Consider the following 13,216-nt stretch of genomic DNA (forward strand, 5'->3'; position numbering starts at 1 on the left):
CTTGCATAACAAGAACAACGCAGGAGACCCCCATGAAACGCACTGGTACCCGCTTGCGCTCGCGCCTGCTTCGCGACGACTACGACGCCATCATCATCGGCTCCGGCATCGGCGGCCTGACCACCGCCGCCCTGCTGAGCAAGCTGGGCAAGCGCGTGTGCGTGCTGGAGCAGCACTACACCGCCGGCGGCTACACCCACAGCTACGAACGCGAAGGCTACGAGTGGGACGTGGGCGTGCACTACATCGGCGAGGTGCACAAACCCTGGTCGGCGATCCGCCGCATCTTCGATGTGATCAGCGACGGCAAGATTGCATGGGCGCCGATGGACGCCCACTACGACCGCATCGTCATTGGCGACAAGACCTACGACTATGTGGCCGGGCGCGAGGAGTTCAAGGCCGAGATCAAGCCGCACTTCCCCGGCGAGGAGGCGGCGATCGACCGCTACGTCGAGCTGCTCAGCGAAGTCAGCGCGCGGGTGCCACGCTTCTTCGCCGGCCAGGCCCTGCCGCGCTCGCTCGGCATGCTCTACGCCAAGCTGCGCCGCCTGTGGCTGCCGACCTATTTCTTCAAGACCACCCGCGAAGTGCTGGAAGGCCTGACCCAGAATCAGGAGCTGATCGGCGTGCTCACCGCCCAGTGGGGCGACTACGGTCTGCCGCCGTCCGAAGCGGCCTTCGTCATGCACGCCATGGTCGCCAAGCACTACATCACTGGCGGCAACTACCCGGTGGGCGGTGCCATCAAGATTTCCGAAAACATCATCCCGCTGATCGAGGCGGCTGGCGGCCAGGTGTTCACCTATGCCGGGGTCGACAAGATTCTGGTGGAGAATGGCCGCGCGGTCGGCGTGCGCATGCAGAAGGATGGCCTGGAAATCCGCGCACCGCAGATCGTCAGCTGCGCCGGCCTGGTACCGACCTATACCCGCCTGCTCGATCCGGCGGTGGCCAACGAGCATGGCCTGCTGGCGCCGCTGCAGAAGGTCAAGCTGTCGGCCGCCACCCTGTGCCTGTACGCCGGCTTCAAGGGCAGCGCCGCCGAGCTGGGCTTGCCCAAGACCAACTACTGGGTCTACCCGGGCCATGATCACGACCACAATGTCAGCAGCTTCATGGCCGGGCAGAACCCGGCCATGCCGCTGATCTACATCAGCTTCCCCTCGGCCAAGGATCCGGCCTGGGATGCCCATTACCCGCACAAGGCCACGGTGGAAATCGTCGCGCCGACCCAGCCGCAGTGGTTCGCCCAGTGGAAGGGCACCACCTGGGGCAAGCGCGGCGCCGAGTACGAGGCGTTCAAGGCCCAGCTCACCGAACAGCTGCTGGAAACCCTCTACCAGCACCAACCGCAACTGCGCGGCGCCCTGGACTTCTGCGAGCTGGGCACGCCGCTGTCCACCGAGTGGTACCAGTGGAACGAGGAAGGCGAGATCTACGGCATCGACCACACGGTGCAACGCTTCGACCAGCACTGGATCCACAGCCAGACACCGATCAAGGGCCTCTACCTGACCGGCGCCGACACCGTCACCGCCGGAGTCGGCGGCGCATTGATGGCCGGCGTGCTGACCGCCACGCGGATGCTTGGCTGGCGCGGTTACCAGATTGGCAAGCTGCTGAAGAGCTGGAAGCCTGAGGAGAAGGCCGAGGCCGCGGAGCAGCCTCAGGCGTTATGAGTTAGTTGTAGGTTGGGGCAGTCTGCAGGCGCTGCTCCAACTTGAACACCGTGCCGGCCTAACCTGATACACGGCGCCGGAAAGGCTTGAACACCCTGCTGGCGAAAATGATTCGCCCGCGAAAGTGATTTAAGCTTGCGCGGAAATATCCCCCAACTGCCTGGGTTAGGCAGTTGGGGGATAAGAGATGACTAGAGTGAAGCGAGAGTTGGAGGGGCTGTGAAGTCAGATCGCGCTTGACTTGCTCTCTGCGGCCTTTATAAGTTCATCTTTTGAAGTGGGCGTGTTGAAGTTTGATATCCACATCTTCATGCCGTCCTTTATGTGGCTGCACGCCTCAATTGCCTCTTGATATAGCTCCAGCTTCACGAGGGTATATGCCCTGAGAAATACAAGCTCGTCAGTGTATGGCGTATGCGTTTCAGGCAGCTCTGCAATGCCCATGTTCACTGTTCGATATGCATCCTTGAATTTTCCAGCTCTAATTAAATATAAAGAGGCAAAGAAGATGTCCGCCTCCTCTTGGGCCTCGTCGATAAGCTCAAGGCGATCACCAATGGCTTGCTGATAGTCACCTAGTAAACTGTGTATATGGGATCTCTTGCGTAAAAGATCTCGATGCTCAGCGGAGTTCTTCTCTTCTAGCAGGATGTTGCAAAGAATGAGGGCCTCATCGTAATTTTTATTTTTGATGAGGGCGTCTAGCTTTTTGATATCGGTTAATTGATTCAATTTACTCTGTTGCCTCCGCAGCGTTGGGAAACACAACCCATCATGCAGGTGTTCCAGCTACCCCCCCATACATGTTGTCGGTTGGGGTCAGACATTGAGTCCTCACAGATTTGCTCGCAGTGTTTGACTTCGTCCTCACAGGGCTCTTCGTCGTCTTCAGAGCACCACTCAATAGCTTTGTCAGCTGCATGCCCAAGAGCTGTGCCTAGAGCGCCGCCGATTGCCACGCCAGCAGCTACTTCTGCAGGTGTAGCAAGAATATTCAGCCCGCCTGTTGCCGCATCAACAACCAAAGAGCCTCCAACTGCAACAGCTCCACCAGCCACGGCTCCAGTTGCCCCCCAAGATTCGGCGAGTTCCAGTCCAAATGGATCAATAAATCTCAGAGGATTTCCTGTGACATAGCCATAGGTATTCAGCCCGCCCCTTAGCCCAATCGGATCGCTCTCGACGTAGCGCCCGAGCTGCGGGTCGTAATCGCGGAAGTAGTTGTAAAGGAATTTTCCCGATTACCCGCTTGGGCGAGGTTATGCAGTCCTGACTTCGTTCAGCAGTTCGGGGTGGCGATCAAGCACCTTGAGCAGTTTCACCAGGGCCAGCGGAGGCTTGGTCTTGCCGTTCTCGTAACGCGAGAACGCATTGACGCCGCCGCCGAAAATTTCAGCTGCCTCACGTTGGTCGAGGGCGAGCTTCTTGCGGACGTTGGCGATGAAGTTCGGGTCGACGATCGAAGCATTCACCTGCTTGTTAAACCCCAGCATCGCTGCACTGACGCGGGCCGACTCACCTGCATCCAGAACCGTCTCGCCGCAGGCCGGGCAGAAGTCGCCGGTTACTGCCGGAATAGTGGTCGACTCGTTCTTGTAGGTGTACGGCAGGTCACGGGTGTCGTGCACCAGTTCCGCCGCTGCGCAGGATGGACATTTCATGTTCATAGCTCCTTGAAGGACACGATGAGCACATCATCAATGACCGTGAGTTTCAGGTAGACCTCTCCGGCTTCCGTGTCCGTCCGATACACGTCTTGCCAGACCGTGTGATCGGCGTGCGTGGTCATGCTCTTGTAGAAATCTGCCGGGGCCAGCGCCATGACAACGCCGACGATGCCCTCAAAGTCGAACCCCAACGCCGCCCCTCCAGTCAGGGCGGACATGGTGGAGCGCACTTTCCCAGCTTCGACCAAGGCTTTGACGGTCGTCAGCTTGCAGTGCGGAGTTCTTTTTTCCATATCGTTTACGCTAACCTATTAGGTTATATTTGGCAACTTGGTTAATGGAACTGTCCCATGGGATGTCTGTCCTCAGCGGTCGGAGCCTCGGGCCGCCGGATGCGTTTTGCTGTAAACGCCTTGCAGATCCGTGATGGTCACATGGGTGTAGATCTGGGTGCTCTCGATGCACAGGTGCCCGAGCATTTCCTGCACATACCGAATGTCCGCTCCATTGCGCAGCATGTGTGTCGCGGTGGCGTGGCGAAGGGCGTGGCAGGAGCCGCTCTTACCGATGCCGGAGCGGCGAATGCACCGGCCAACAAGCTCGGTCAGTTTGCTCTTCTGGATGCGCTTGCCTGTTCCTCCAAGAAAGAGCGCTTCACCGCTGGCCATTGTTGCCAGCTTGCTGCGGAGTTCGCTGAGATACCGCTCAATCGAATCGAGTGCCCGCTGTGCAATGGGAACCCGTCGATCCTGACTACCTTTCCCTTTGCGAACGGTGACGATCTGATGTTTGAAATCCACGTCCCGAATATCCAGCCCGGCCAACTCGGCTCGGCGTATACCGGTGGCGTAATAGACCTCCAGGATGGCCCGATCCCTTAGCCCCATCCGGCCGTTGATCGTCGTCTGATGCAGGATGGGCTCGATCTCTTCCTCGTCAGGGATCTGCTTGGGTATCTGCCTCGGTACCCTGGGCAACGGGAACCTAGCGTAGGGCTCCGACTGTAAGATGTCGTAGGCATGTAGGCGCTTGAGAAGGCCGGTCACCGCCATCAACCGCATGCGCTGGGTCGAGAGTTCCAATGGCTCGTGATCGCGACGCTTGCGGTAGCGATAAAGGTACTTGCGATAGCGCTCCAGCAAATCCAGATCGACCTGCGAAACATCGCAAATACCCTGCGGCTGGCACCAGAGCACGAACTGCTGCAGCAGCGCTGTCTTGGTGGTGGCCGTCGCATCACTTTGTCCGCGCGCCAGGCAGTCCTCGATGTAGAAGGACACACACCCTGACAGGCTGCTCGGATAATCAGTGTTCATGGCCACCTCCCTTGCTCTCCGGCAGCGCCAAGGCGTCCTTCAGCAAGCGCGACAGCTCCGCTGCTGGGTCATCCACCGACGAAGCAAAGCCGTTGCCGTCCAAGCCGAGAGGAAACAAAACCACGCGCACCTCGATACTGTTCTCAGCAAGCAGATGGGCGATCCGGCGAGCCTCATCCAGCTCGGGGCGAGAAGTGCCAAAGGCGATGTAGATCAGCTTGATCAAACTGTTCTGCAGGAGGTGCAGGTGCTCATCGTCAAAGCCGGCGAACCCCTGGATGGCCGCCACGTTTCTATGGCCGTGGTACCACCAGGTCAATGCCTCGATTGGGCTTTTGCAGAGAATCAACTCGGGAAACTCGAACAGCGCCGCCTGGTTGAAGAAGCCGCGATGCTCCAAATGCCAGTGCACGTGATAGGCCGAGTGTGCCGTCAGCTTGGGCGTGATCCGCCGCCCATAGCCACCGAGGATCTGCCCTTGCTGATCGAGCATTGGAAACAGCACTGCTCCACGAAACAGCTCGTGTCCCGACGTCCTTAGCAGCCCGACACGCTGCAAGGCACCTCTGATCATCTCCTCCTGCAGGCGGCTCATCTTGCGCAAATGATGACCCAGGGACCGGTCTGCAAAGCCCAGACGAAAGTGAGCCAAGAGATCGAGCCGATAGATACCTCGGCGTTGTAAAAAGGCTAGAGCCTTCGAGTGATTGCGCAGGGTTTCCGAGTAGTAGTCGAGCACCTGGTTGACCACCAGTCTGTCGGCCATGCCGTCGTTATAGGCGCAGCGAAGGATGGGGTAATGGATCAGCACATCCTGGTGCTGAATCTGATGGGGTTCGTACATAGCTAGTCCTCCCCATCTTCGAGGCCATGTTTTTTACGCATGGAGTCGCCGCGCATCTCGATCTTGTGTGCCCGGTGCACGATGCGATCCAAGATGGCATCTGCCAGCGTCGGCTCGTTGATGTACTCGTACCACTTGGTTGCTGGCAGCTGGGAGGCAATCAGGATCGCCCCGGCCCCAGTTCGGTCATCGACGAACTCCAACAGATCCTGCCGGCCGATATCAGAGAGCGGCGACATGCCCCAATCGTCGAGGATAAGTAGATGGCATTTCGCGAGCCTATTGCGAAAGCTGACAAGAGAACCGTCAGCCCTGGCAATTTCGGTTTCTTCCAGCAGGCGGCTGACCCGGTGATAGGCGACGGACCAGCCGCGTCGGATGGCCTGCATGCCGAAGGCGCAAGCCAACCAGGTTTTACCGACGCCGGTAGGCCCGGTAATGAGCAAATGCTGATGGCGCTCGATCCATTGGCACTGCCCGAGCGACAGCAGCTGTGCCTTATCCAGACCGCGCCGTGGCCTGTAGTCGATATCCTCCAGGCAGGCGTTGCGCATCTTTAACTTCGCCTGCGCCATAAGGCGTCGCTGCCGACGATTGTCACGATCATGGAACTCCGCCTCGACCAGCAGAGCAACGCGATCACTGAATGGCAGGCTCTGTGTGCTGGGACTTTCCAGCTGTGCAGTTAGGGCGCTGGCCATACCAAATAACTTCAGCGCTTGAAGCTGCTCGATTGTCTGCTGCTCATTCATGGCGGTTCTCCTCGGCGTAGTAGTCGGAGCCGCGTACATTGGCGTGGGGCGGGATCAGGACGGCAGCGGGATGCACGGGCCGGTGCAACTCATCCAGCCGGTGCTGCAGGATGGATCGCAGGCTCTTGATCGTTGGCGATTGGATGGCCAAGGCCCTCGCGCAAGCCGCCTCGACCCTGGCATTGCCGTAGTTCTTGGCCAGGTGCTGTAACTGCTGGCAGGCCTTGCTGCCGGCGACGGAAAAGTCAGCCTTACCCTGAAACTGCGCCTGCACGACCTCCGCGGTAGCCGTACCAAGACCACAAGCCCATTCGAGGTAGTGGTGCGCGGTCCGTGAGGCATAGGCTTGGTGAGCTTCTGGGCGGTGATTGGGGTTAGTTGACGCTTCCCCCGGTGTGTCGTCGCGAGGGTGAATAGCTACTCGCTTATTCAGGTGGAACAGGGCAATAGTCGAAGAGCTAATGCGGGCCTCTACCCGTTCTCCTACCAAGCGCCAGGGGACCGAGTAGGCGTGGTTCAGCACATAGACGTGGTAGTCCGGGCCAACCTTCTGAGCGGCCATCCACTCGCCGTACTCATAGGGGGTTGGTGGCAGTGTTTTCAGAGCAGGCTTATCCAGCTCCTGGAATCGCTCGAAGCGATTGCCGGGCAGGCGTTTGAAGGAACGCCGATTCAATTTCTCCAGCAGCTCAGCCAAAGCAGCGTTGATCTCTTCCAGGCTGAAAAACTGCCGTCGACGAAGAGGCATGGTCACCCACAGCGTGGCTAGCTTCACGCCGAGCTCTGCTTTGGATTTGTCCTGAGGTCTTCGTACCCGAGCTGGTACCACCACGAAACCGTAGTGCTCTGACAATTCCTGGTAGGTCTTGTTGATTACGGGCTCGCTGCCTGGAGTGATCACCGCGGACTTGAGATTGTCCGGGATCACCGTCATCGGTACACCACCGAAGAACTGGAACATCCGGTTGTGCGCCTCAATCCAGTCCGGTGACTTTTGGCTGGCACAGGCCCAGGCAAAAAGGTAGTTGGAACAGCCCAGTACGGCGACGAAGAGCTGGGCCTCGCGTTGCTTGCCGCGCACGGCGTCAAACCACGGAATAGTCTGGCCAGCGAAATCCACAAAGATGCAGTCGCCTGCGTAATGGATCTGCCGCATGGTGATGTCGATCTTGCTCAGGAACTCGCGGTAGTAGCAGGTGAACTGTGAGTAGGAGTAGGCCGCTGACTTGAGTTGATCGCGGTATTCCTCCCAGAGCTGGATCAAGGTCTGGTGTTTGGCCTGCATCAGTTTATGGATGGCCACCCAGTCCGGCATGACCTTGCCATTTTCCTGCTGCCGAACTCCGCGAAGGCAGGTTTTCAGTTGGCGATCGTCCATGTCCTGGACGGCTGCCCAGTCCCATTCGTTGGCTTGCGCGACAGACACGATCCTTTTGACGGTATTGATGGAAATGCTCGCCAGCCTGGCAATTTGTCGCTGACTCATGGTCGAGCAGCAGTGGAGATGCAACGCCTTACGGTAGGTTTGAACTTGCATGGCTGTACCCTCCGCGAGCCGGCTCCAGCCATCTGTAGGGCGCGCTGGGTCGGCATCGTTAGACGCAATCGAAAAAGGGATACAGCGAGGCCCCGAAGCCAGCGCCTGCGCACTGGCTCTCGTCTTGACAGGTTGGGCTTCGGGGATAAGACTGAAGACAGTCGGGCTTCATATCGACTGCCACAAAAGGCCTCTGGGATAGCCGTCCCGGGGGCTTTTTCTTATCCGCGCCTCACTGCGTTGGTTACGCGCACGGTAGTTAGCTCATCAGGGATCACCTCCTTGCTCACGATTGGGTGAAACGCCCAGCGCGGCACTGAAGCGCTGCTCGGCCAGATAGCGCGCAACGTCCTTCACCAACGCGTGCTTTCCACGCCGGTGCTCCAGGTTAAACAGAGGTACTGCGACGGTGTTTCGCATCCGCGACTGCCGGAAAGCCTCTTTCGACGTGTAGCCCAAAGCACGCAGCAGCTCATCCCCGCTCATTACAGGGCCGTAGCGGCCCAGCAAATCGCTCTCAAGGCTTTTGGCAAGCTCATCAACCAGCAGGGCTTTTTCTGCTTCGTCCATCGTGGCGGTTCCAAGTCGTGCGTATTAAAGCGTGACCTCGTGAAGTCTATTCCACGCCCTAGATAGCTGCATTTCGTCGCCTTATCGGAGAAAGTCTCAGAATTCGAAAATACTGGGACTACCTTTCTGCATGGATAGAGGGCTTTGCCAGTTATAACCCTGGTTCACTCCACGCAGTGTTAAATTCCTATCGCGTCGCTCTCTATGGAATATTTTCCGATATTGCCAGAGGCTGTGAGATCAATACGTAGCAAATACTATGTTGGCGTACTTCTTTGGCGCCTCGAAGCAAAACGAGTAGCTCAAATTCCTGCGGCTCTTGATGGGTTAATGCAACTCCCGGAGGTGGGGTGTTTCTCAAAATATCGCAGCGATCTGTTTAGATACTGGAGTGGTTCCCACATAAAAAATCCAGACTTTGTCGCCGATGTAAATCGTGCATTGCCGGGGACTGCCAGAATTTTAACTCACCCTGTATGGGAGTTAATTTCAGGGCCGATCGCAACAGGGAGTGTTTTGGTTACGCTTGCTCAAATGCTGAGCCCTGACCTTAATAAGTACATTATTAAGTACGATGAAACGATTCAGGAAGTCATATTCAAGAGGTTCTCAATAAGAAATCTTCGGGTAAGCGATGGCTCCAACTTTCTGCGTGCGATAGATAGGCGAGGGCTCGACGAGTTGGCCGCGCTGCTGGTGTTAATTAGGGCGCAGGAAATGCAAGGAAACTACGCCATATCTCAGCGCCTGAGGAAATTGCTCCTCAATTTCTTTATAGAAATAAGTCATCTGGATGAATTTCAAGCAGTTGTTGTGCGGATATTTCAACAGACTTGCCAGGTATTTTTTGATGATTTTCACAAGGATGCTAATGGTTTGGGATTCGAGTTTATGCTCGAAAATGGCCTGGAAAATCTTGACTATACACTCGGTGTTATTGAGCAGATCTCATCAATGGAGCCTCGCCGAGATGATCCATATAGCAGCATTCTCGGCGGCGCCAGAAACTTGGAGATAGGTGGCAACTCTAGAGCTAAGTCACATTAAATGTAGTGGGCCTTGCTATCCAAGGCTAGGTGCTAACTGCAGCTCCAAAAGAAACCCGCTGCGAGCTGGACAGAGTCCCTGCCCGGCCGCTGCGTGATACTCTCTAGCTACGACATAGCCCACGACGCAGCCCAAATGAGCAGATATCGCCAGTCAGATAGCAGTTTTGAAGAGATCGTTGAGGGCAAGGCTCGCCGGCGCGAGGAGCTGATGAATGCTATCCGATCGGCAGACCCCGCAGTCTTGGAGGAAGCCGCTGAGCGCCTCAGAGAGGCGATGCGTAAAAGGGGCCCTAGCCAGGGGCGCCGTAGGCTTGGCCCCCTCCGCTTTCTGCCAAATAGCCCAGAGTCATAACCAACTCTGAATAGACAGTGACGCACTAAAGGAGCAGAGATGCCCCTTGGACACTCACTGCCGAGAGGCTATCAAGTAGCCAGAGTAGTGGTTTCAGCCCTTTAGAAGCTTTCTAATCAATCCTTTGAATCCTCGCTTTTCAGAAAGAATTCCATATAAATTGGGAAGCCGATCTTTCATTTTTGCGGTAATTGACCCTAGAACCTCTTTCATTCCTTTGCTGTAATTAAAGCGGGTCAATTCTTCCGCCCGAGCGTCGAAGAATGTAGCCGCAGCAATGGAGCTATCTGGGTGGTCATTAATAAATTCAAGTATTTGCAGCAAGCGACCAGCCTCCGCAACATCTGCGGGTTGCGCATCTGGAATTAGATGCCCCACAACCTCTATTGCATAGGTAGCTGCCGCTAGGCTTGTTCCGCTGTCTAAGACAAGAGTGCGAATGTTCGTTCCCATGACTAGCTGTGCATCACGATCCAGGCAGTTGAGAACTGCTGTGATTTTTCCACTAAGCTCTTCATCGGGTCGCACATATGGTTCAAGCCCAGCTATAGATTGCAGTTTATCGAGTATCGCACCTCTAGCTTCGCTTTTGCTTTTGATTAGCATGTTCTTCTCAGCCATATACCGTAGCACCTGCAAGGCATTGACTGATTTTTGGTCAAAAAACTTAACCCAGTACTCCTTGGCTGTATCAGCTGAAAAATAACTTAGGAAAGTTTGCTTGAGCTTGGACACTGTTCCAGACTGCCTCGATAGCATATGCGCCACAAGATTGCTATCTGTGGACTCAAGCTCAGGTGCCAATTTAAATTCAGACCATCGCTTATCTATCCAATCGCAAACGTCACTCTCTGTTAAATCGTATGCCTCGACTTTGCGACAGATACGTGAAAAATCACTATATAGATAAGTGGTAGGCATGAAGTAGACGGAGTCTTCTGCAATGATTTTTGCAAGAAGTGGTGCAATGATGTGGGCACAGTCTTCGTTCCTGAGAGCCAAACATAGCTGCTCAAAACTGATAGCAGCCTTGACGAGAGCAACGAAGAAATCGGACATATGGAAGTCTTCAACACCTTGAATTGACCCTAAGGTGCTGTAGTCCTTTAGACGCAAGCATACGATAGCCATTGCCATTCTAATATGGCTATCCTTCGCTTGGGTATATGAGGAGAAGAAGGATTTATAGTCGCCGCTCAGGTTTTGAGTAAGTGCCAGCGCTACCCATAACCGGGGTTCAGCAGGAGTGCTTGAGATGATGTTGTTCACGGAGCTGAACTCTTCGTCGTTCAGTCCATAAGTTCTTTTTGTTGCAGTCAGCAGACTGCTTTTAAACGCATGGTTTAATGCCGGCTCCCATTCATCCTCATTAAGAGGAGTTAAACCGAAGTCCACATGATCATTGGCGCAGATTTGTCGAATGGCAGATTCAATACCGGTCGAGGTTAATTTAAGCTTATCCGGCTCAATTTTCTGCAGCCAATTGGCCGGCAGAACCAGGTGGTAAAGAACTTCCGCACTATCTAGGGATGCACTTGGTGGCTCCTCATCAAGGACGTGAAGGTAAGCGTCATACTCCTCTAGAACTAACTCCTCATCGTTCAGCTTTACATATGGCACTCCAAGGGACTTAGTGAACGAGCTGCGTAGAGACGTAATATTTGGAGCAAATAGTGATTTGTCTAGGCCCACACTAGTAAGAGTCTTGATGGCTTCTATATATTCACTGCTGAAGGGCACGCCAAGCAGTTCTGAGTCATTTATTAGCTTAGAGTTTAGCTCTGAAATAATTTGAGAAAAAAGAGGGGGTTGGAGCTTTTGGCGCGACTCACTGATTGCTCTCATCAGTAGAGTCCTAGATATGCCTTTCTCGATCACCCTCCTGAACCCATCGAGAAACCCAAACATTGTGCTTATACGACCGAGTTTCTCAGTATCTATATTCTCTATCGCTGTTGTGAGAGGAGCATCCAGCAACTCAGCTACAGCAATATCTGATGATGTTTGGAAGTGGATTTGAAGGAACTGTATCGGCCAGCCGGACTCCATCTCGCTACCAAATTTACTAGTCAGGAAGCTCCTGGTTTTGTCTAGATGAAGTTGATCTTGAGTGCTGTCTTTATCGTCAGAAAGTGACTGGTTAAGCACCGCCTCAATTGGTATCGAGTTATATTTGCACAATAGAATATAGGCTGCGATACAAAGAGGATTGGGGCTGCCTTCTGTAACAAGTGCCGTGGTTGCAATATCATTTAAGAACCGCTTCTGAAGCCTGGGAGTTACTAGCCTATTTTCCATAGGGCTATGCCGCTGCAATAGCGTACCGCAGTGGTCGGCTTCACTTGAAAAGTCATCACCGAAACTTTCCTTCCAGAGGCTCTTAAATGCATCCCTCCATCCGGAGGTAATTATAGGTGGCGCCCGGAAGACAACAGGAAACTTCTTGGCTATGAAGTCTTTTGAGTCGTAGCTTGCACTATCGCTAGCATCAAGGTATTTGGCGACCTTGGAGGAACAGAAAGGAACAATGACATGAAAGTTTTTATTGGCCGGCGGGGATGTAAATATCTCTAGATCGCTCCAAACTGTTCGCAACGAGTCCTTTGGCAATCTATCTAGGTTATCCAAAACAACCACATAAGCTGTGTCGGAAACAGTATCTAGGTGAGCAAGAAGCGCCTTCTTCAAATCCAAGGGGCTGACGTCTTTGCTAACCTCAACTGTTTCGCTAATATAATCGTCCGATGTTCCTTTGAAGAGGCTTAGCAAGCTCCACTTCTTTCGGCCCAATTTCTTTTTTCTATTAAAAATCCAAGCGAGAAAGAAAATTATTGCTGGAGAGGCGACGCCCAAGCCGAAACCCAAGTACCACCACCATTCAGTGGTGGTTGCTTGGCGTGCAATGGAAAGAAGTTCCTTTAGGAATGTAGAAGCAACAAAAAGTGAAGTTAGAAGCGCAATAGCCCAAGGGCTTACTTTGCTACTAGTCTCCTTTGAGTAGGTGAGGTGGCGACCAAGTGCAATATCGCGCGTTTTCTCTACGCCCGAGATTTTTACATCTTGCTTTTTCTCGCGCAAATTTGAGATTACTTCGTCTGTAAACAGTTCGATGAAGTTACTTTTTATAGATCCTTGATAGTTCTGCTCGCAGTCGAACGTCCATAACTTGTAGTGATTATTCAGGTTACTGATTCGAGTCTCGAGCATTTTGAGAATAGAGCTCTTGCCCGAGCCGAATTCACCGTCCAGACCAATGATCCGGGTTTGAGTGTCGCGGAGAATATGTCTGAAAATGGCTTCAGCAACGCGTTCATGGCTAGAACCGGGGAACAAGTCTCTAGATGAGGGCTGCTCGCTGTGAAAGCTCAAGGGCTTCATCAGAATTCCTTTTCGAGGTGATGATGGCTATATGGTAGCACCATTAATGGCAAGGGAGCAGACTGGAAA

The 13,216-nt window shown here is 54.3% G+C and carries 11 protein-coding genes and 1 pseudogene; 2 read left to right on the forward strand and 10 right to left on the reverse strand.

Annotation, left to right across the window (positions count from 1 at the left end; translation table 11 throughout):
- Window positions 1-32: 32 nt before the first annotated feature.
- Window positions 33-1,682, forward strand: coding sequence for a phytoene desaturase family protein (locus A9179_RS02430; RefSeq protein ID WP_187804274.1), 1,650 nt, complete (start codon window positions 33-35; stop codon window positions 1,680-1,682).
- Window positions 1,683-1,907: 225 nt separating this feature from the next.
- Here the strand turns inward: A9179_RS02430 and A9179_RS02435 are convergent, their stop codons facing one another.
- From A9179_RS02435 to A9179_RS02475, 9 genes and pseudogenes are all read right to left on the reverse strand, one after another.
- Entirely contained in the window at window positions 1,908-2,414 is a 507-nt protein-coding gene (locus A9179_RS02435; protein ID WP_187804275.1) for a tetratricopeptide repeat protein, read from the reverse strand.
- Window positions 2,415-2,770: 356 nt separating this feature from the next.
- Window positions 2,771-2,908, reverse strand: a pseudogene (locus A9179_RS23135) (RHS repeat-associated core domain-containing protein); the annotation flags it as partial.
- A 33-nt stretch (window positions 2,909-2,941) separates the two neighbouring features.
- Window positions 2,942-3,343, reverse strand: a complete 402-nt coding sequence (locus A9179_RS02445) for a type II toxin-antitoxin system MqsA family antitoxin (protein ID WP_187804276.1) — start codon at window positions 3,341-3,343, stop codon at window positions 2,942-2,944.
- A gap of 2 nt (window positions 3,344-3,345) precedes the next feature.
- The gene (locus A9179_RS02450) at window positions 3,346-3,642 is read right to left on the reverse strand and encodes a type II toxin-antitoxin system MqsR family toxin (RefSeq protein ID WP_187804277.1); all 297 of its coding nucleotides are present in this window, start codon (window positions 3,640-3,642) and stop codon (window positions 3,346-3,348) included.
- 72 nt (window positions 3,643-3,714) lie between these two features.
- A complete protein-coding gene (locus A9179_RS02455; protein ID WP_187804278.1) occupies window positions 3,715-4,665 on the reverse strand; it encodes a tyrosine-type recombinase/integrase in 951 nt (316 codons plus the stop codon).
- Window positions 4,655-5,509: a hypothetical protein gene (locus A9179_RS02460; protein ID WP_187804279.1), complete on the reverse strand. Its 855-nt coding sequence runs from the start codon at window positions 5,507-5,509 to the stop codon at window positions 4,655-4,657. The genes A9179_RS02455 and A9179_RS02460 overlap by 11 nt, the downstream gene beginning before the upstream one ends.
- Before the next feature lie 2 nt (window positions 5,510-5,511).
- Entirely contained in the window at window positions 5,512-6,261 is a 750-nt protein-coding gene (gene istB / locus A9179_RS02465; protein WP_187804280.1) for an IS21-like element helper ATPase IstB, read from the reverse strand.
- Window positions 6,254-7,798: an IS21 family transposase gene (gene istA, locus A9179_RS02470; protein ID WP_187804281.1), complete on the reverse strand. Its 1,545-nt coding sequence runs from the start codon at window positions 7,796-7,798 to the stop codon at window positions 6,254-6,256. The genes istB and istA overlap by 8 nt, the downstream gene beginning before the upstream one ends.
- Window positions 7,799-8,065: 267 nt before the next feature.
- Window positions 8,066-8,368 (reverse strand): hypothetical protein, encoded by a 303-nt coding sequence (locus A9179_RS02475; RefSeq protein WP_187804282.1) that lies wholly within the window; start codon window positions 8,366-8,368, stop codon window positions 8,066-8,068.
- Between the two features lie 204 nt (window positions 8,369-8,572).
- Here A9179_RS02475 and A9179_RS02480 point away from each other — a divergent pair, with 204 nt between their 5' ends.
- The gene (locus A9179_RS02480; RefSeq protein WP_187804283.1) at window positions 8,573-9,415 is read left to right on the forward strand and encodes a hypothetical protein; all 843 of its coding nucleotides are present in this window, start codon (window positions 8,573-8,575) and stop codon (window positions 9,413-9,415) included.
- Between the two features lie 447 nt (window positions 9,416-9,862).
- Here A9179_RS02480 and A9179_RS02485 read toward each other — a convergent pair whose 3' ends face one another.
- Window positions 9,863-13,147, reverse strand: coding sequence for a P-loop NTPase fold protein (locus A9179_RS02485; protein ID WP_187804284.1), 3,285 nt, complete (start codon window positions 13,145-13,147; stop codon window positions 9,863-9,865).
- Window positions 13,148-13,216 lie beyond the last annotated feature (69 nt).

This window comes from Pseudomonas alcaligenes (genome assembly GCF_014490745.1).
Lineage (GTDB): Bacteria > Pseudomonadota > Gammaproteobacteria > Pseudomonadales > Pseudomonadaceae > Aquipseudomonas > Aquipseudomonas alcaligenes_C.

What these genes read in the sequence shown, in the direction of transcription:
- A9179_RS02430 (WP_187804274.1), top strand. Translation starts at nt 33, where the DNA reads ATGAAACGCACTGGTACCCGCTTGCGCTCGCGCCTGCTTCGCGACGAC.
- A9179_RS02445 (WP_187804276.1), bottom strand. Translation starts at nt 3,343, where the DNA reads ATGAAATGTCCATCCTGCGCAGCGGCGGAACTGGTGCACGACACCCGT.
- A9179_RS02450 (WP_187804277.1), bottom strand. Translation starts at nt 3,642, where the DNA reads ATGGAAAAAAGAACTCCGCACTGCAAGCTGACGACCGTCAAAGCCTTG.
- A9179_RS02455 (WP_187804278.1), bottom strand. Translation starts at nt 4,665, where the DNA reads ATGAACACTGATTATCCGAGCAGCCTGTCAGGGTGTGTGTCCTTCTAC.
- A9179_RS02460 (WP_187804279.1), bottom strand. Translation starts at nt 5,509, where the DNA reads ATGTACGAACCCCATCAGATTCAGCACCAGGATGTGCTGATCCATTAC.
- istB (WP_187804280.1), bottom strand. Translation starts at nt 6,261, where the DNA reads ATGAATGAGCAGCAGACAATCGAGCAGCTTCAAGCGCTGAAGTTATTT.
- istA (WP_187804281.1), bottom strand. Translation starts at nt 7,798, where the DNA reads ATGCAAGTTCAAACCTACCGTAAGGCGTTGCATCTCCACTGCTGCTCG.
- A9179_RS02475 (WP_187804282.1), bottom strand. Translation starts at nt 8,368, where the DNA reads ATGGACGAAGCAGAAAAAGCCCTGCTGGTTGATGAGCTTGCCAAAAGC.
- A9179_RS02480 (WP_187804283.1), top strand. Translation starts at nt 8,573, where the DNA reads ATGGAATATTTTCCGATATTGCCAGAGGCTGTGAGATCAATACGTAGC.
- A9179_RS02485 (WP_187804284.1), bottom strand. Translation starts at nt 13,147, where the DNA reads ATGAAGCCCTTGAGCTTTCACAGCGAGCAGCCCTCATCTAGAGACTTG.